A 16,600-nucleotide genomic window follows, 5' to 3' on the forward strand; every position below is an offset into this window, starting at 1 on the left:
CCGGCTGTTTGGAGGAAACCGGTGCCAAGAGCGCCGGACAACAGGGAGTGAGATCATGAAGACCAGCAGAACCCTTCTGGCGAGCGCGGCACTGTGCCTTATCGCCACATCCATGCCCGCAATGGCCGATACATCGGCCAAGAAGATTGCCCTTTCGAACAACTATGCCGGCAATTCCTGGCGTCAGGCCATGTTGACCAGCTGGGAAAAGGTGACCGGCGAGGCCGTGAAGGCCGGACAGGTCGCAGCCGCCGACGCCTTCACCACCGCAGAAAACCAGGCGACCGAACAGGCAGCCCAGATCCAGAACATGATCCTGCAGGGCTATGATGCCATCGTCATCAACGCCGCTTCGCCGACTGCACTCAACGGCGCCGTCAAGGAAGCCTGTGACGCCGGCATCACCGTCGTCTCCTTCGACGGGATCGTGACTGAACCCTGCGCCTGGCGCATCGCCGTCGACTTCAAGGAAATGGGTCGCAGCCAGGTCGAGTACCTTTCCGGCAAGCTGCCGCAGGGCGGCAATCTCTTGGAAATCCGCGGCCTCGCCGGCGTCTTCGTCGATGACGAAATCTCGGCAGGCATCCATGCCGGTGTCGAGCAGTTCCCGCAGTTCAAGATCGTCGGCTCCGTGCATGGCGACTGGGCGCAGGACGTCGCGCAGAAGGCCGTCGCAGGCATTCTGCCGAGCCTGCCGGAACTCGTCGGCGTCGTTACCCAGGGTGGCGATGGTTATGGTGCCGCCCAGGCGATTGCGGCTGCCAACCGTCCGATGCCCGTCATCGTCATGGGCAACCGCGAGGACGAGCTGAAGTGGTGGAAAGAGCAGAAGGACGCCAACAAGTATGAGACCATGTCGGTCTCGATTGCGCCCGGCGTATCCACGCTTGCCTTCTGGGTCGCCCAGCAGATCCTCGACGGCAAGGAGGTGAAGAAGGACCTCGTCGTCCCCTTCCTGCGCATCGACCAGGACAATCTCGAAGCAAACCTGGCCAATACCCAGGCCGGCGGCGTCGCGAATGTCGAGTATTCGCTCGAAGACGCCCAGAAGGTCATCGATTCTGCGATGTAACCGACCGGAACCTCCCCGAACCGTCCGGCCTTCGGGCCGGGCGGTGTGGGGAACCTTTGGCGCGTGAGTGAGAGAGTTGTGCAGTATGAATGCCATGCTCGATAAGGGCGATGGACGGCCCGTCGTCAGCGTTACCGATGCAAGAGTGAGTTTCGGCGCGGTGAAGGCGCTCGACGGCGTCACGCTGGAGATCGGCGCCGGAGAATGTGTCGGCCTGGTCGGCCATAACGGTGCCGGCAAATCCACCATCGTCAACGTCATCAATGGCGGACTCACCCCGCATGAGGGCACAATCCGATACGGTCACGGCAGCGGAGGCCACAGCATCAATGCTGCGCGCGACGCCGGCATTCGCTGCGTTTTCCAGGAACTGTCGCTCTGCCCGAACCTGACGATCGTGGAGAACACCCGCGTCATGCATCGCAGCTTGAAAGGCTGGGGTTGGCGCAAGCGGGGTGCTGCCCTGATCGAGAGCAAATTGCAGGAAATCTTCCCGGGCCATTCGATCGACTGCCACGAGGCCGTCGGCATGCTCACCATCGCGGAACGCCAGATGGTGGAGATCGCGATCACCTTCTGCGAGATCGGCGCTCCCGTCCGTCTCGTCATCCTGGACGAGCCGACCTCGTCGTTGGATGCGCGGCTTGCCGAACAACTGCTCGCCTATGTCGAGCGCTTCGTCCGCGATGGTGGCTCGATCCTTTTCATCTCCCATATTCTTGGCGAGATCCTCTCGGTCTCCAACCGCATCGTCGTGATGAAGGATGGCAGGGTGGTCAGCCAGAGGCCGGCTGAGGAATTTTCAGAACACGGCCTGATCGAGGCCATGGGCAGCGTGGTGAAGACTCGCGACGCCCGTACGAACCTGCAGAAGACGAACACGGCAAGTGTGCTGACCGCCGCGCCGGTGCGCGGGCGCGGCCTCCCCTTCCAGGCCATGAAGGGTGAGATTGTCGGTTTCGCCGGTCTCGGCGGCCACGGCCAGACGGACATGCTGGTCGGCCTCTTCGAGTCCCGAACCGGCAACTGGCTGCGGGCCAATGACCCCGAAGTCGCCTTCGTCGCCGGCGACCGTGCGGTCAACGGCACCTTCACGCTGTGGAGCATCTTGAGAAACCTCAGTATCGGCATCCTGCCGGATCTGTCGCGGCTGCAGACCCTGGATTTCGATCGGGAGGAGACGCTGGGCCAGACGTGGAAGGACCGGATCGGCATCCGTACCCCCGACATGGACAATCCGATCCTGTCGCTTTCGGGCGGAAACCAGCAGAAGGTTCTGTTCGCCCGGGCGCTCGCCAGCCGCGCGCCCGTGGTTTTAATGGACGACCCGATGCGTGGCGTCGATTTTGGCACCAAGCAGGAGGTCTATGCGATCCTGCGCCAGGAGGCGGACGCCGGGCGGACCTTCGTCTGGTACTCGACCGAGATGGACGAGGTCTGCCTCTGCGACCGGGTCTATGTGTTCAACAACGGCATGATCGTTGCCGAACTGAAGGGCGAAGAGGTGACGGAAGAGAACATCCTCTCCGCCTCCTTCCAGGAGGCTGCATGACGAAGTTCTTCTCAGCCGATGGCCTGCGTCTCGTCATCCCGGCCCTTTCGCTGGTCGGACTGCTCGCCGCGGTCTTCTATCTCCAGCCGCGAGCCATGAGCTATACCGGGCTGAACCTGCTGTTCAATCTCGCAGTACCGATCGCGCTCGCGACCATTGCGCAGATGCTGATCATGACGGTCAACGACCTTGATCTGTCGATGGGCACCTTCGTCAGCTTCGTCGCTTGCGTGACGGCGACCTTCCTGCAGTCTTCGCCTCTGCTGGGCGTCCTCATCCTGATGGCAGCGATCGGTGTCTATGCGCTGATCGGCGTCATGATCTACCTTAGAGATCTGCCGTCGATCGTCGTGACGCTCGGCATGAGCTTTGTCTGGGGTGGGCTTGCCGTCCTCATCCTGCCGGCGCCCGGTGGCGAGGCGCCCGGCTGGATCCGGACAATCATGACGGTCAAGCCGCCACTGCTGCCCATGGCCATCGTCGCTAGCATCCTGATCGCCGCCGTCAGCCACTATGTCATCATGCGCTCGTCCTTCGGCGTCGTCTTGCGCGGCGTCGGCGGCAATAGCCGCTCGGTTGCCCGGGCCGGATGGTCGATCATCGGCGCACGCGCCGCCGTCTATGGTCTTGCCGCCTTCTTTGCCGTACTCGCCGGCATGGCACTCGTGGGACTGACCACCTCAGCGGACGCCAATATCGCGCTGCGCTACACGCTGCTCTCGATCGCCGGCGTCATTCTCGGTGGCGGCGAATTCGTCGGCGGGCGCGTTTCGCCGATCGGTGCCGTCATCGGTGCGCTCACACTGACGCTGGCCGGCTCCTTCCTGTCCTTCCTGCGGATCTCGCCGGACTGGCAGATCGGCGCCCAAGGCGCGATCCTGATCCTCGTGCTGACGCTGCGTCTTGCCCTCAATCGCGCCGAAGGCCGGAAGGGCAAGTCATGACCCAAGCACTCTCCACGCTCTTCTCCCGGACCTGGATCTGGTCCTTCATTGCTGCGGCCAGCGTCTTCCTCGTCACCATCGTCTTCACGGGCGGGGCGAGCACCGTCGGGCTCGCACAGGCCGCCCTCACCTTCGGCGCCTTCTCGGTTCTGGTCGGCCTCGGTCAGATGCTGGTGATCACGCTCGGCCCTGGAAATATCGACCTATCGGTTCCCGCCAACATGACACTTGCGGCAACGGTCTCGCTCAAGGTGATGAATGTCGAGAACAGCATGATCCTGACCGGGCTTGTCGTTGCCATCGGTGTCGGGATCGCGATCGGCATCGGCAACTATGCGCTCATCAAACTGCTCCGCATTCCGCCGATCATCGCGACCCTGTCGATGAGCTTCATCGTGCAGTCCACGGCGATCTGGACAAACCGGGGCTTGCGCATCAAGCCGCCGAGCTGGCTTGCCGACTTCACCACTTCCTCGACGGCTGGCATCCCGAATGTCGCGCTCGTCGCCTTGGTGCTCTCCGCGCTCGTCTGGTACGTGATCAACCGCACCGTCTATGGACGCTCCATCGCCGCGATCGGCCAGAGCATCCGCGCCGCCCGCATGGCCGGCATCCCCATCGACGGCACGCGGCTTGCGACCTACCTGCTCTGCGCCGTGCTCGCTTCGCTCTGCGGCTACCTGCTTGCCAGCTTCTCGGGCGGCGCAGCCCTCAACATGGGCACGGAATATCTCCTGATGTCGATTGCCGTCGTCGTTATCGGCGGCACGGCGGTTGCCGGCGGCAATTCGAATGTTCCGGGGATATGGGGCGCCTCGCTCTTCATGTTCCTTGTCGTTTCGATGCTGAACACCTACGGCTTTGGCGCAGGCATCCGCCTCATTCTCACCGGTCTCATCATCATCGCCGTCATCATGCTGCCGACCACGCGCAGCGCCGGCAAAACCTGAAGCCCTGCCAGGATCGTCCCATGGAAAACCCGCATTACGAGATCCGCGACCCCCGCTTCCGCGACCTGCTCGTGTCCAGCGCCGGCCTGGATGAGCTTTACACCGGCTGCCGATGGGCCGAGGGTCCCGTCTGGTTCAACGATGGCGGCTATCTGCTGTTCAGCGACATTCCGAACGAACGCGTTCTGCGCTGGATCGAGGGTGCGGGAACCTCTGTCTATCGCTCACCGTCGCATTTCATCAACGGCAATACCCGCGACCGCGAGGGACGGCTCGTTTCCTGCGAACACGGCGGGCGCCGTGTCATCCGCACCGAGATCGACGGGACGATCACGACGCTTGCGGATCGCTACCAGGGCAAGCGGCTGAATTCCCCCAATGACGTCGTGGTGAAATCAGACGGCAGCGTGTGGTTCAGCGACCCGTCCTACGGCATTCTCTCTGACTACGAGGGCTACAAGGCCGACGAGGAACAGGCGAGCCGCAACGTCTACCGGCTCGATCCTACCACCGGCGAGCTTGCCGTCATGATCGACGACTTCCTGCAGCCGAACGGGCTTTGCTTCTCGCCGGACGAGCGCCTGCTCTACGTCGCGGATTCCGGCGCAAGCCACAAGCCAGACGCCCCGAGATACATCCGCGTCTTCGATGTCACCGATGGCAAGCGTCTGACGAATGCGCGCGTCTTTGTCCATATCGACAAGGGCATTCCCGACGGCATGCGGACGGATGTCGACGGAAACCTCTGGTCGAGCGCTGCCGACGGCGTGCATTGCTTCCATCCCGATGGCACGCTGCTCGGCAAGATCCTGGTGCCGCAGGCCGTCGCCAACCTGACCTTCGGCGGCCCGCGCAAGAACCGCCTGTTCATCACGGCCTCGACATCGCTGTACGCGATCTACACCGCGACACGAGGTGCGCAGACGCCCTGAGTCGCGCCCGACTGCATAAAAAACAGGACCGCCCGCTCAGGAGAACGGGCGGTCGCGCGGTCATGCCACGTGTGGGATATGGCACGACCGGACCGGCCTGGCGGCGACCGATGAGGCGATTACGTGAGGAAGAGCGATCACGCAGTCATGGATTTGAAAGCTTCGGCCTGGCTCTCTACCCAGCTTTCGAAGCTCTGCGGCTCCGTGCCCGTCAGCGTCTTGAAGTCACCAGTGACGCGAGCCAGACCACCGTTTCCGACCATCGTATCGATAGAGGCAAAGACGCGCGCGACGGGTTCGGGCAGACCAGCTCCAACCATGCCCTGCACGAGGCCTTCGACCGGAACATCGATCACGGTGATCTCCTTGCCGGCAGAGGCGGAGATGAGGGATGCCATTTCGCGATGCGTGTAGGAAGAAGAACCCGTCAGCGTGTAGACGGTCTTTTCCTTGTCTGCGGCGACGAGCGCCGCAGCAATCGCACGACCGATGTCATCGCGTGCGATGTGCGCCACCTTGCCGTCACCGGCAGCCGAGTACCAATGGCCCGAGGCAAGGGCGGGGCCTGCGCTCATCATGACGTTTTCGAAATACCAGTTGTTGCGCAGAATGGTCCAGGCCGGCACCGAGCTTGCCTCGATGGCCGCTTCCGTCCCTTCGTGGTCGGGGGCGAAGAGCAGAGCTGAGTTCACGGGCTCCGGCATCGAGGTATAAAGCAGATGGCGGACACCGGCCTTTTCTGCTGCGGCAACGGCTGCGCGATGCTGAACGAGACGATGCCCCGGCCGGTCGAGCGTATCCGTGCTGATGACAAGCACCTTTTCGGCCTCGGCGAATGCGGCCTCCATGGATGCGGCATCATCAAAATCGACCCGGCGCACCAACACGCCCTTCGCAGCCAGTTCTACCAGCTGCTCCGGCTTGCGGCTGGCAGCGATGATGTCGCCTGCGGCGACGCCCGAGGTCTCAAGGAGATGATGGACGACGCGCTGGCCGAGCTGGCCCGATGCGCCGGTGACAAGATACTTCGCGGTCATGGTTCTCTCATTTTCTGGACCCTAAACTTTAGGGATTGTTTAATTTACAGAGTAGGTCTATATTGCAGACTTCATATCTACCGTAAAGTAGGCAGTTTTTTAGAACCAGGTTCTGAGGATGGTACCGATGACAGCACATGGGAAGACGAAGACCGATTACACCGCAGCGATCCGTACGGTGATGGCCATGATCGAGACGCCGGCGAATACGGTTTTCGATGCCGGGAATTGCCCGGTTCGCGATGTCTTTTCCCATATCGGGGACAAATGGGCTTCCCTAATCCTGCAGACGCTTGGCTACAGGCCGCACCGTTTCGGCGAGCTTAAGCGAGCAATCCCCGACATCTCGCAGGCCATGCTCACGGGTACATTGCGCAGCCTCCAGCGCGACGGTCTGGTTCATCGCGAGGTCTTCCCGACCCAGCCGCCAAGTGTCGAGTACAGGCTGACGGAGCTTGGGCAATCCTTATTGGGGCCAGTCGCGGCCCTGGTGGTCTGGACGGCGGAACATCATGGTCGCATCCGCGAGGCGCGGGCTCTCTATGATGGCGAGAATCCGCCCGTGAAGAAGAAGGTCGCAGCCGCCTGACTGGCATGCTTCGCTGGTCAGGAATTTGCTAACCATGCAGATGAACGAAAACGATACGCAGCACCCATAAATTACCCCCTTATATATGGGGGTATATTATGTTCAGAAGATTTCTCTGCGACCGCAGTGGCAATTTCGGCGTCTTGACGGCGATCCTGCTTGTGCCCGTCATCGGAGCGGCTGGCCTGGCCATCGATATCAGCAACGCGCTGACGGTGCGAAGCACCCTCCAGGCGGCTGCCGACGCAGCTGCGATCGCAGCCGTTGCCGAAACCTCCGCCGGCGTCATGCAGGCGATGCAAATGAAATCCGACGGACAGCTATCGGCTGCGATCGCAGATGCCAAGAAGGTGTTTCTCGGTCACGCCAAGATGTCTCAGCACTACGATCTCAAGAACTTCGATGTGGAAGTCGTCAAGACCGGAACCCAGTTAAAGGCCGTCTTCACCTTCAACGCGACCATTCCCACCACACTTGCACGGGTCATGGGGCAGAAGGACGTCACCGTCAGCGGCAAGGCCGAAGCCGTCTATCAGACAGACACATTCCGGGACTTCTACCTGCTTCTCGACAACACGCCGTCCATGGGCGTCGGAGCGACTCCGGCAGACGTCACCAAGATGGTCAACAACACCAGAGACAAGTGTGCCTTCGCGTGCCACATCGTCAAAAACGGTGTCGAGGACACGAACAGCTACTATTACCTCGCCAAGAAACTCGGCGTGACGATCCGCATCGACGTCGTGGCCAAGGCGACGGCAGCGCTCATGGACACGGCCAAGAAGTCGCGCAAGAGCTCCAATCAGTATCGCATGGCCGTCTACACCTTCGGCGAACGGGCCGAGGACACCAAGTTGCTGGAAGTCTCCGCACTTACCGACAATCTCGATCAGGTTCAGACCAAGGCGTCCAAGATCGGGCTGATGTCGATCCCCTGGCAGGGTTACGACAACGACCAGCAGACAGATTTCGACCGCGCCCTCAAGAGTATCGGCGATCTCATGGGCGCGTCCGGCACCGGTGCTTCTGCAAGTGATCCGGAAAAGATCGTGTTCTTTGTCTCAGATGGAGTGGGCGACGCCTACAAGCCAAGCACCTGCACCAAGAAGACCACCAATGGGCGCTGTCAGGAGCCGATCGACACCGCGCAATGCGAAGCCCTCAAGAAGAAGGGCTATCGCATCGCCGTTCTCTATACGACCTATCTGCCGCTTCCCACCAATGACTGGTACAAGAGGTGGATCAGCCCGTTCCAGTCCGAAATCCCTACGCGCATGCAGTCTTGCGCATCGCCGGGTCTCTATTTCGAAGTGAGCCCGAGCGAGGGCATCGCAGACGCCATGAATGCGCTATTCCTCAAGATCGTGAGCACGCCCCGGATCTCCAGCTGAGAGTACGATCCGAGGGCTCAGCTTCTCCGCATGGGGAAGCCCTGCAGGGACACGGTGTTGCCGTCACTGAACGCCAGGCCCTCTCGCTCGAAGGCCTCTCGAATCGCGCTCAGCGAGGCCGGCCGCGTCGAACGCTCTCCCTCCCCCTCGATCCGCCGGATCGACGAGACCGATACGCCGGACTGCCGCGAAAGGTCTTCGAGGGTCCATTGCAACATGGCCCGTCCCGCCCGGATCTGCATCGGCGTCACCGAGGGATCGGCGGCAGACCCGCCGCTGCCCATCATGGCAAATTCCTGATGGCGGATGATCATGCCCAGCCATTCATGCGAGCGCCCACCCTTGTGAAGCACGGGCACTGCGCGGGCATGAAACCATTCATATTCACCGTCCGCCCGACGGATGCGCTGATTGGAGCTATAAGGAGAGAGCGAGGAAACAGCTTGTTGCCAGGCGGCGTTCACCGCTTCGCGATCATCTGGGTGGACCGCGCTTAGCCAGTTGCCGTCGAACATATCGGACTCACGTTGCCCGGTCAGCGTCGTCCAGCCAGAGGAAAATACGGGCTCGCCAGCCGCCGTCGCGCGCCATTCCATGGTCGCGACGGCGCTGATCAATGCTCTGTAGCGGCCGGTGCTTTCGTCCAGCGCCTGACGGCTCTCATGTTGTTGCGAGACGTCCTGGAGGAGCCCGATGGCGCGCGCCGGGCGCTGCTCGGCGTCAAGCACCACCTCGGACCGGAACTCGACCCAGCGTACGGTCCTGTCGCCGCGGATGATGCGAAAATTCCGATTCACAGGCACACCCGAGCGTATCAGCGACCAGATATCTTCGCAGAATGTGCGATCCTCCGGATGTACCTGGTCGACCAGATCCGTCATTCGGAACGGCAGGGTTTGCTTAACCCCGATCACTCGCAAGAGGCCCGGGCTGCAGCTGCATTGACCGGTGGTGATATCGCAGGTCCAGAAGCCTGTATTGCCGTTTTCTTCGACGAGTTTCAGGAAATGTGTCGACGAAACGCCTGATATCTTCCTGGCGGCAATAGACGCGTCTCCCGCCTGTGCGGAAGAGGCATCACCCAGGGCGGAATCCAGAAAACTTCTCATTGCAGTTCGGCAAAGTCCATCATGCGTCCGACGGGAAAGCCCTCGATCTCGGTCTATTGACAACAGTTCTCCCTGAAATGGGACGCTAGCGGCGGCGAAGGCTGCAGACAAGGGTGAAGTGGAAGATTGTGAATGCGCGCGGCCCGAAGGCGCAGCGTTTCTCTCCGCCATCTCAACAATACGTCCCGATCTCAAGCCTCATCCATGAGGAAACACGCAAGCAGCAGGCTTGTTGTTGGCCCATGATCATGGCAGGAAGTTTCCAGATGAGCATCACGAGAGAGCCATAGCATGTCGAACGTCATCAAGTTCGAGCGCCCGCCCGAAGACAAACCGCCGAAGCCGAAGGCCAGTGTTTCACCTTCGATGCGCAAGATCCTGATCTGGGCCGGGATCGCCGCGGCATTCGTGCTTGCATGGGCCTATTTTACCCTTGTCGGCGGCGGCGCTGCTCCGGCTTGAGCCCAAGGCTCCTTAGGCCTGCGTTACGGCATCCGGGACCAAAGCTCCCCGGGCGCCTATTACCCTACCCGCCAGTCTGGCGCCGGCAGCAACCGCATTCTCAACGGATGCGCCATTCAGTTCTGCAGCCAGGTAGCCAGCGTTGAAACTGTCGCCTGCAGCGGTCGTATCAACAACATGTTCGACCGAGGGGATGGAGAAGCGGGACAGTTCACCGCTGCTGCCTGCAAATGTGACGTCCTCGGATCCGTTCTTGACGATGACCCTTCGAGCCCCTTCCGCCTGATAACGTTTCGCCGTCGCGGCTGGATCGGCATCGCCAAACCATGTCGCCTCGTCTTCGAAGGACGGAAGGCAGAGGTCACTCACCGCGGCCGCCCGATGCACCCAGCCCCTCATGGTCTCCGGGTTGTCCCAGAGACGCGGCCGGAGATTGGGGTCGAAGACAACCGTTCCGCCCTTGCCTGCAAACTGGCCAAGCGCCTCGATCAGCGCCAGACGGTCCTGGTTCGAGAGAATGGCCAAGGTGATGCCGGACCAGTAGGCGAGATCCGCGCCCTCAAGTGCACGATTGAGGGCCCCAGGATCACTGGCGAGCCGCTTTGCGGCACTATCGTTGCGCCAATAGGTGAAACTGCGCTCGCCGTCCTTCAAGGTGATGTAGTAGAGCCCGATCGTCTTGTCGGGCAGGCGGCGGACATGGTCGGTCCCGATGCCCTCACTGTTAAGGAAATCGACCATCCTGTCGGAGAGCCCGTCCGTACCGACGGCGCTCACATAGTCGACCTGCCAGTCCTGCCCCAGACTGTGACGCAGGTAATAGGCGGTATTGAGCGTGTCTCCGGCGAACCCCATGCTGAGCATACCGGGTGAACCGGTCTCCGACAGCTCGCCCATGCATTCGCCGATCGATACGATCCGTCCCATCTTCATCCCCCCGCCTTGTCGCTTCCCGTTCCTACCTAGCGCGCCAGCCAACCGCCGTCGACGGGCAGGATCGTGCCGTGCACATAAGCGGAGGCGTCCGAGGCCAGGAAGACTGCGGCGCCACCGAGTTCTTCCGGATTGCCCCAGCGGCCTGCCGGGATCCGGCCGAGAATGTCGGTGGACCGCTTCGGATCTTCCCGCAAGGCGGTCGTGTTGTTGGTGACGAAATAACCCGGCGCAATCGCGTTCACGTTGATGCCCTTGGCAGCCCATTCACAGGCCAGCAGGCGGGTCAGCCCCGCGAGGCCACTCTTGGACGCGGTATAGGAGGGAATGCGGATCCCTCCCTGGAAGGAGAGCATGGAAGCGATGTTGATAATCTTGCCGCGGCCACTCGGAATCATGCGCTTGGCGACGGCCTGCGACAGGAAAAAGGCCGTCTTCAGGTTGACGTCCATGACGGCATCCCAATCAGCTTCGGTGAAGTCGATGGCATCGGCACGGCGGATGATGCCGGCATTGTTGACGAGAATGTCGACCGAGCCGAAAGCGGATACCGCCGCCTCGACGATATCGTCGACCGGCTCGATGGTCGACAGGTCGGCGGCAAAGGATGCGAAACGACCGCCTGCAGCGGCAATCATGGCCTCCGTTTCGTCCATGCCTGATCGGCCGACGCCGAGAACAGCGGCACCAGCGCCGGCCAGTGCCACGGCAATGGCCTGACCGATGCCGGTATTGGCTCCGGTGACGATGGCCGTGCGGCCCGAAAGGTCGAAGGATGGTTTCATGATGCTACTCCCGGGATTTCTGGAAAGGATCGCCTGCTTGCTCTAGGCGTCAATGAAGAGGTCGGGATCGAGATGCTCGATGGCGTCCAGTTCCTCAGTCATGCGGCCGATATGCTGGCTCATGGCCAGAACCGCCGCACCGTCGTCGCGGTCACGGATCCCGTCGATGATCGCCGCATGCTCGGCGATGACGATATCCAGCCGCCCTGAACGGGGCAGCGTGATGAACCGATAGCGGTCGATATGAACCTTGACCTGCGCAATAACCGTCCAGATCCCGGGGTAACCGGCGATGTCGGCGATCAACTGATGGAATTCGGTGTCGAGACGGTGGAAGAGCGGAATGTCACCGGCCTCGGCCGCTTTTATCAGGGCCGCCTGATTGTCTTCGAGCGAGTGCAAGCGGCTGCCGTCCTTCATCGCGACAATGGCGAGCGAGACGGTGGTCACCTCAAGCGCCTTGCGGATAAGGATTGCCTCGTAGAGCGCACGGCGGGGTATGCGAGACACGAAAGTGCCCGACTGCGGATAGATCTCCACAAGCCCCTCATCCGCCAGTCTCAGCAGAGCTTCGCGCACAGGCGTGCGGCTGACACCGAAGCGCTGGCCGAGTTGCTTCTCGTTCAGGGTATCCAACGGCTTCAATTGCAGGCGGACAATTTCGTCCTGCAAGATCGCATGGATCTGCGTCGCAGCACGTCCATCCCGCGTCCTCCCGCGTTGATGATCGGCAGGAACAATGCGCGAGCGTAACCCGCTTTTGGACATTTCCGACATGCGGCCTCCGAAAACTGAGATACTAGTATATCAGTTTTCGGAGGCTGTAAATGCAAGGAGCCTCTGTTTCAAGCCACCGTTTCTGAAACAGCTATACAGTCAGGAAAGGCAGTAATGCGATGACGTCACTTCTCGGCGCAGATCGCGTAGCGGTGCTGAGTGGCTCGCTCCAGGCCTTTGAAAAACGAGAAGTTCTTGCGTTGCGCCCTGTGTATAGCAGCCATGTCCTGATCAACGGTGATTTTTGAGAAGCCCGCCTTCTTCAGAAGATCTGCAACGGCATGCGCGTGAGCACCGCCGGAAAAATGAACGCGGGACAGGATACGGGTGTGCGTTTCGGCCATATCGGGATTCGGGGCGCCGTGCAGGGCATCGCGGGCCAGACCGAGGCGGCGCGCGAAACCGGTCAGCTTTTTCAAGAGACGGGTCAATGTGGAGGTGTTGACGAAGTCGCCATCGACGATCAGCACCTTGCCACCCGGTTTCAGGACGCGGTGCCACTCCTTGAAGCAGGCAAGCGGATCGACGAGCGTCCAGACAAGGTGACGATTGGTGATCACATCATAGGCCTCGTCGTCCTCCATGGTGCGCTCGGCGTCACCCATCAGAAAGCGGATCTGTCGTCCACGGTCCTTGGCCTTTGCCTGCGCGCGCTCCAGCATTGGCTCGGCCCAATCCAGCCCGGTAACCTTGAAGCCGAGATCGTCGAGCAGGTGCGAGATCACGGCCGTTCCGCAGGCGAGGTCGAGCGCTGCCCGCCCCTCGCCTTCGCCGAGATGCTTGCGGAACAGGGCGTGCCAGGCCGCCCGCTCGTCTTCCGAAAAGATCTCGTGACCCGGCTGAGTGTCGAATGTCTCGGCCCGCAGAGACCAGTAGGCTTTGATTTCGTCGCGAAGGTCATGGTTGGAGAGGGAGCTAACGGCTTGCATTTTCACGGTCTTTCGGATTCGGGCAGAGAGGCTGGAACACTTCTAAAAGATAATTCTTGACTGATAAAGTCATAAAAACATAGATCACGACATAATCACAAGCAGGAGAACTGATCGTGTTCAAAATGGAGAAGGTGGCTTCTGCCGCCGCGATTTCGCTCGTCCTTTTTTCAAGCGTCGCGTTGGCTGGCGAGACCGTGAAGATCACGGACATCACTGGTCGTGAGGTCGAGGTGAGCGTTCCGGTCGAACGCGTCATTCTCGGCGAGGGTCGTCAGATCTACTTCACGGCAGCACTCGACACCGACAATCCGTTCGGCCGCGTCATTGGCTGGCGCGACGACTTCAAGAAGGCCGACCTCGATGGCTACAACATCTACCTGAAGAAATTTCCGGAGATGGAGAAGATCCCAACCTTCGGCGGCATGAAGGACGGCACCTTCGACATCGAGCAGGCAGTTGCACTGAAGCCCGACGTCATCATCATGAACACGGAAGCAAAGTCTGCGACTGAAGAGAGCGGTTATATCGAGAAGCTCGCCGCCGTTGGCATTCCGCTCGTCTACATCGACTTCCGCGAAAAGCCGATGGAGCACACGGATGATTCCATGCGCATCATCGGCAAGCTGTTCGGCAAGGAAGAGCGCGCCGAAGAATTCGTCAAGTTCCATGACGAGCAGATCGCCAAGGTGACCGACGTGCTGGCCAGCCAGACGGACCTGAAAAAGCCTGTCGTCTTCATGGAACGCGCCGGTGGCTATTCCGACGATTGCTGCATGTCCTTCGGCAACGAGAACTTCGGCAAGATGGTCGAACTCGCCGGCGGCGTGAACATGGCCAAGGACTTCATCCCGGGCACCTTCGGCACCGTCAATCCGGAGCAGATCATCGCATCGAACCCCGACCAGGTCATCGTGACCGGCTCGAACTGGGAACTGTATGTTCCCGGCGGCAAGTGGGTCGGCGTTGGTCCGGGCGCCGACAAGGCTGAAGCCGCGCGCAAGCTTTCCGAGCTGATGAAGCGCCCCGGCTTCACCGACATCAAGGCCGTCCAGGATGGCAATGTGCACGCGATCTGGCACCAGTTCTACAACAGCCCGTACCAGTTCGTTGCCGTACAGCAGATCGCCAAGTGGCTGCATCCGGATCTCTTCAAGGATCTCGACGCGGACGCCACCTTCAAGGACATGCATGAGCGCTTCCTGCCGGTCGATTACCAGCCTGGCTACTTCGCCTCGCTGAAGGCTGGCTCCTGACATCCATCCGGCCGGCCGGCGACCGCCGGCCGCTTGCCCTTGGGGGCGTAACCGACAGGAAAAGACTTATGGCCACCACCGTCGAAGCGGCCGCTCCGGCCTCCAGCGACATCTACCGAAGCCTGACGACGAAGCGCCTGGCAATCCTTGCCGGGCTTTCACTCTGTCTGGTGCTGTCGATCGCCGTCGATATGGCCTATGGCCCCGCGCGCTACACCCTGTCGGAAGTCGTCTCGACGATCTGGGATCCGGCCTCGGCAGGCAACCAGCTTCGGGTCGTCATCTGGGATATCCGCATGCCGATCGCGCTGATGGCCGTCACTGTTGGGGCGTGCCTGTCGCTTGCCGGTGCGCAGATGCAGACGATCCTGGCCAATCCGCTCGCCTCTCCCTTTACGCTCGGCATTTCGGCGGCTGCCAGTTTCGGTGCGGCGCTCGGGCTTGTCGCAGGCGTTGCCGTCTTTCCAGCGGCCGTGCAGTACATGGTGCCGATCAACGCCTTCCTGATGGCAATGCTCGCATCGCTCTTCATCTATGGCGTCTCGACCATGCGAGGCGTGACGGTTGAGACCATCATCCTGCTCGGCATAGCTCTGGTCTTCACCTTCAATGCGCTGCTTTCGCTGCTCGAATATCTTGCCTCTGAACAGGCGCTCGCCGCCGTTGTCTTCTGGACCATGGGATCGCTGACCAAGGCGACCTGGGGCAAGGTGGCGGTGACCTTCGCCGTGCTCGTCTTCTGCGTACCCCTCTTTGCGCGCCGCGCCTGGGCACTGACGGCGCTTCGCCTCGGTGACGACAAGGCCGCATCCTTCGGGGTCAATGTCCGGGCACTCCGGCTTGAGACTATGCTGCTCGTCAGCCTGCTCGCCGCCATCCCCGTTTCTTTCGTCGGGACGATCGGTTTCATCGGCCTCGTCGGGCCGCATATCGCTCGTATGTTGCTCGGAGAAGACCAGCGCTTCTTTCTCCCGGGTTCGATCCTCTGTGGCGCGCTCCTGCTGTCCGTCACCTCGGTCGTGTCGAAATTGCTGATCCCGGGCGCCATCCTGCCGATCGGTGTTATCACTGCACTCGTCGGGGTGCCCTTCTTCTTCTCCCTCATCTTCACCAACAGGAGGCGCGCATGGTAGCCCTCAGGCTTGAAGCGGTCGGTGCCCAATACGGTCGCCATCGCGTCTTCACCGACATCACCACCGGTGACATCGCCGGCGGAATGCTGACAGCTGTCATCGGTCCGAATGCGGCGGGCAAGTCGACGCTGTTCAAGCGGATAGCAGGCCTGCTGAAGGGCGAAGGCGTCATCCATGTCTCCGGAGAGGAGAGCCAGCGGCCGATTTGTTACATGCCGCAGGACACAGGTGCCAATGCTGTCCTGACCGTCTACGAGAGCATTCTGCTTGCATCCAAGCAGGGCTCTGGTTGGAAAGTGGCCGACGGCGAACTTTTTGAGATCGATCGCATTCTTGCTTCACTTCGGATTTCGGACCTCGCATTTCGAGATCTTGGGGAACTGTCCGGTGGACAACGTCAGCTCGTCGCCATCGCCCAGGCGCTGGTGCGCAAGCCGGAAGTGCTGTTGATGGACGAGCCGACGTCGGCGCTCGATCTCTTCCGCCAGATCGAAGTCCTTCAATTCATGCGCGAACTTGCAACCGAAAGCGGGATCACCGTTCTGATCGCCCTGCACGACCTGAACCACGCGATGCGTTATTGCGACCATGCGCTCGTGGTTGCGGACGGGCGACTGATTGCAAGCGGCGCGACTGCGGATGTGATCACGCCTTCCCTGCTTCGAGATGTGTACCGGGTCGATGCCCGCATTGAGGCCTGCACGCAAGGCCGGCCTCTCGTCATCGTGGACGCGGCGCTGGCATAAGCC

17 protein-coding genes are annotated in these 16,600 nt (G+C 61.2%); 11 read left to right on the forward strand and 6 right to left on the reverse strand.

Annotation, left to right across the window (positions count from 1 at the left end; genetic code table 11):
• Nucleotides 1-55 precede the first annotated feature (55 nt).
• The 5 genes from BSY240_RS10935 (at nt 56) to BSY240_RS10955 (ending at nt 5,450) form a co-directional block, all read left to right on the forward strand.
• Entirely contained in the window at nt 56-1,072 is a 1,017-nt protein-coding gene (locus BSY240_RS10935; RefSeq protein WP_069042322.1) for an ABC transporter substrate-binding protein, read from the forward strand.
• 85 nt (nt 1,073-1,157) lie between these two features.
• The gene (locus tag BSY240_RS10940; protein ID WP_150127452.1) at nt 1,158-2,624 is read left to right on the forward strand and encodes an ATP-binding cassette domain-containing protein; all 1,467 of its coding nucleotides are present in this window, start codon (nt 1,158-1,160) and stop codon (nt 2,622-2,624) included.
• Nucleotides 2,621-3,568 carry an ABC transporter permease gene (locus BSY240_RS10945; protein ID WP_069042323.1) on the forward strand — a complete coding sequence of 316 codons (948 nt, stop codon included), beginning with the start codon at nt 2,621-2,623 and terminating at the stop codon, nt 3,566-3,568. The genes BSY240_RS10940 and BSY240_RS10945 overlap by 4 nt, the downstream gene beginning before the upstream one ends.
• Nucleotides 3,565-4,518, forward strand: a complete 954-nt coding sequence (locus tag BSY240_RS10950) for an ABC transporter permease (protein ID WP_069042324.1) — start codon at nt 3,565-3,567, stop codon at nt 4,516-4,518. The genes BSY240_RS10945 and BSY240_RS10950 overlap by 4 nt, the downstream gene beginning before the upstream one ends.
• 20 nt (nt 4,519-4,538) lie before the next feature.
• On the forward strand, nt 4,539-5,450 hold the full coding sequence (locus BSY240_RS10955) for an SMP-30/gluconolactonase/LRE family protein (RefSeq protein WP_069042325.1): 912 nt from the start codon (nt 4,539-4,541) through the stop codon (nt 5,448-5,450).
• A gap of 137 nt (nt 5,451-5,587) precedes the next feature.
• Here the strand turns inward: BSY240_RS10955 and BSY240_RS10960 are convergent, their stop codons facing one another.
• Complete coding sequence (locus BSY240_RS10960) at nt 5,588-6,487, reverse strand: SDR family oxidoreductase (RefSeq protein ID WP_069042326.1); 900 nt, start codon at nt 6,485-6,487, stop codon at nt 5,588-5,590.
• A gap of 127 nt (nt 6,488-6,614) precedes the next feature.
• On the opposite strand from BSY240_RS10960, the gene BSY240_RS10965 reads away from it, so the two are divergent.
• Together BSY240_RS10965 and BSY240_RS10970 are read left to right on the forward strand one after the other, a co-directional pair.
• Entirely contained in the window at nt 6,615-7,076 is a 462-nt protein-coding gene (locus tag BSY240_RS10965) for a winged helix-turn-helix transcriptional regulator (protein WP_082347620.1), read from the forward strand.
• Between the two features lie 98 nt (nt 7,077-7,174).
• Nucleotides 7,175-8,467: a TadE/TadG family type IV pilus assembly protein gene (locus tag BSY240_RS10970; RefSeq protein WP_054149015.1), complete on the forward strand. Its 1,293-nt coding sequence runs from the start codon at nt 7,175-7,177 to the stop codon at nt 8,465-8,467.
• Nucleotides 8,468-8,484: 17 nt separating this feature from the next.
• Here the strand turns inward: BSY240_RS10970 and BSY240_RS10975 are convergent, their stop codons facing one another.
• Nucleotides 8,485-9,747, reverse strand: coding sequence for a PAS domain-containing protein (locus BSY240_RS10975; protein WP_236759345.1), 1,263 nt, complete (start codon nt 9,745-9,747; stop codon nt 8,485-8,487).
• A gap of 120 nt (nt 9,748-9,867) precedes the next feature.
• Between BSY240_RS10975 and BSY240_RS24145 the strand changes: the two genes are divergently transcribed.
• A complete protein-coding gene (locus tag BSY240_RS24145) occupies nt 9,868-10,038 on the forward strand; it encodes a hypothetical protein (RefSeq protein ID WP_171901568.1) in 171 nt (56 codons plus the stop codon).
• A gap of 12 nt (nt 10,039-10,050) precedes the next feature.
• Here the strand turns inward: BSY240_RS24145 and BSY240_RS10980 are convergent, their stop codons facing one another.
• The 4 genes from BSY240_RS10980 to BSY240_RS10995 all read right to left on the reverse strand — a co-directional run bounded on the left by BSY240_RS10980 (nt 10,051) and on the right by BSY240_RS10995 (nt 13,462).
• Nucleotides 10,051-10,971 (reverse strand): sugar kinase, encoded by a 921-nt coding sequence (locus BSY240_RS10980; protein WP_083229617.1) that lies wholly within the window; start codon nt 10,969-10,971, stop codon nt 10,051-10,053.
• A 29-nt stretch (nt 10,972-11,000) separates the two neighbouring features.
• On the reverse strand, nt 11,001-11,756 hold the full coding sequence (gene kduD, locus BSY240_RS10985; RefSeq protein WP_069042327.1) for a 2-dehydro-3-deoxy-D-gluconate 5-dehydrogenase KduD: 756 nt from the start codon (nt 11,754-11,756) through the stop codon (nt 11,001-11,003).
• A 42-nt stretch (nt 11,757-11,798) separates the two neighbouring features.
• Nucleotides 11,799-12,533 carry a GntR family transcriptional regulator gene (locus tag BSY240_RS10990; protein WP_236759346.1) on the reverse strand — a complete coding sequence of 245 codons (735 nt, stop codon included), beginning with the start codon at nt 12,531-12,533 and terminating at the stop codon, nt 11,799-11,801.
• Between the two features lie 125 nt (nt 12,534-12,658).
• Nucleotides 12,659-13,462 (reverse strand): class I SAM-dependent methyltransferase, encoded by an 804-nt coding sequence (locus BSY240_RS10995; RefSeq protein WP_069042328.1) that lies wholly within the window; start codon nt 13,460-13,462, stop codon nt 12,659-12,661.
• A gap of 125 nt (nt 13,463-13,587) precedes the next feature.
• Between BSY240_RS10995 and BSY240_RS11000 the strand changes: the two genes are divergently transcribed.
• The 3 genes from BSY240_RS11000 (at nt 13,588) to BSY240_RS11010 (ending at nt 16,597) form a co-directional block, all read left to right on the forward strand.
• On the forward strand, nt 13,588-14,718 hold the full coding sequence (locus tag BSY240_RS11000) for an ABC transporter substrate-binding protein (protein WP_171901617.1): 1,131 nt from the start codon (nt 13,588-13,590) through the stop codon (nt 14,716-14,718).
• Between the two features lie 68 nt (nt 14,719-14,786).
• Nucleotides 14,787-15,851, forward strand: a complete 1,065-nt coding sequence (locus tag BSY240_RS11005) for a FecCD family ABC transporter permease (RefSeq protein ID WP_054149022.1) — start codon at nt 14,787-14,789, stop codon at nt 15,849-15,851.
• Complete coding sequence (locus tag BSY240_RS11010; RefSeq protein ID WP_054149023.1) at nt 15,845-16,597, forward strand: ABC transporter ATP-binding protein; 753 nt, start codon at nt 15,845-15,847, stop codon at nt 16,595-16,597. Before BSY240_RS11005 ends, BSY240_RS11010 begins: the two co-directional genes overlap by 7 nt.
• Nucleotides 16,598-16,600 lie beyond the last annotated feature (3 nt).

Source organism: Agrobacterium sp. RAC06, assembly GCF_001713475.1.
In the GTDB taxonomy this organism is placed as follows: Bacteria; Pseudomonadota; Alphaproteobacteria; order Rhizobiales; family Rhizobiaceae; genus Allorhizobium.

What these genes read in the sequence shown, in the direction of transcription:
- BSY240_RS10935 (WP_069042322.1), top strand. Translation starts at nt 56, where the DNA reads ATGAAGACCAGCAGAACCCTTCTGGCGAGCGCGGCACTGTGCCTTATC.
- BSY240_RS10940 (WP_150127452.1), top strand. Translation starts at nt 1,158, where the DNA reads ATGAATGCCATGCTCGATAAGGGCGATGGACGGCCCGTCGTCAGCGTT.
- BSY240_RS10945 (WP_069042323.1), top strand. Translation starts at nt 2,621, where the DNA reads ATGACGAAGTTCTTCTCAGCCGATGGCCTGCGTCTCGTCATCCCGGCC.
- BSY240_RS10950 (WP_069042324.1), top strand. Translation starts at nt 3,565, where the DNA reads ATGACCCAAGCACTCTCCACGCTCTTCTCCCGGACCTGGATCTGGTCC.
- BSY240_RS10955 (WP_069042325.1), top strand. Translation starts at nt 4,539, where the DNA reads ATGGAAAACCCGCATTACGAGATCCGCGACCCCCGCTTCCGCGACCTG.
- BSY240_RS10960 (WP_069042326.1), bottom strand. Translation starts at nt 6,487, where the DNA reads ATGACCGCGAAGTATCTTGTCACCGGCGCATCGGGCCAGCTCGGCCAG.
- BSY240_RS10965 (WP_082347620.1), top strand. Translation starts at nt 6,615, where the DNA reads ATGACAGCACATGGGAAGACGAAGACCGATTACACCGCAGCGATCCGT.
- BSY240_RS10970 (WP_054149015.1), top strand. Translation starts at nt 7,175, where the DNA reads ATGTTCAGAAGATTTCTCTGCGACCGCAGTGGCAATTTCGGCGTCTTG.
- BSY240_RS10975 (WP_236759345.1), bottom strand. Translation starts at nt 9,747, where the DNA reads ATGGCGGAGAGAAACGCTGCGCCTTCGGGCCGCGCGCATTCACAATCT.
- BSY240_RS24145 (WP_171901568.1), top strand. Translation starts at nt 9,868, where the DNA reads ATGTCGAACGTCATCAAGTTCGAGCGCCCGCCCGAAGACAAACCGCCG.
- BSY240_RS10980 (WP_083229617.1), bottom strand. Translation starts at nt 10,971, where the DNA reads ATGAAGATGGGACGGATCGTATCGATCGGCGAATGCATGGGCGAGCTG.
- kduD (WP_069042327.1), bottom strand. Translation starts at nt 11,756, where the DNA reads ATGAAACCATCCTTCGACCTTTCGGGCCGCACGGCCATCGTCACCGGA.
- BSY240_RS10990 (WP_236759346.1), bottom strand. Translation starts at nt 12,533, where the DNA reads ATGTCGGAAATGTCCAAAAGCGGGTTACGCTCGCGCATTGTTCCTGCC.
- BSY240_RS10995 (WP_069042328.1), bottom strand. Translation starts at nt 13,462, where the DNA reads ATGCAAGCCGTTAGCTCCCTCTCCAACCATGACCTTCGCGACGAAATC.
- BSY240_RS11000 (WP_171901617.1), top strand. Translation starts at nt 13,588, where the DNA reads ATGGAGAAGGTGGCTTCTGCCGCCGCGATTTCGCTCGTCCTTTTTTCA.
- BSY240_RS11005 (WP_054149022.1), top strand. Translation starts at nt 14,787, where the DNA reads ATGGCCACCACCGTCGAAGCGGCCGCTCCGGCCTCCAGCGACATCTAC.
- BSY240_RS11010 (WP_054149023.1), top strand. Translation starts at nt 15,845, where the DNA reads ATGGTAGCCCTCAGGCTTGAAGCGGTCGGTGCCCAATACGGTCGCCAT.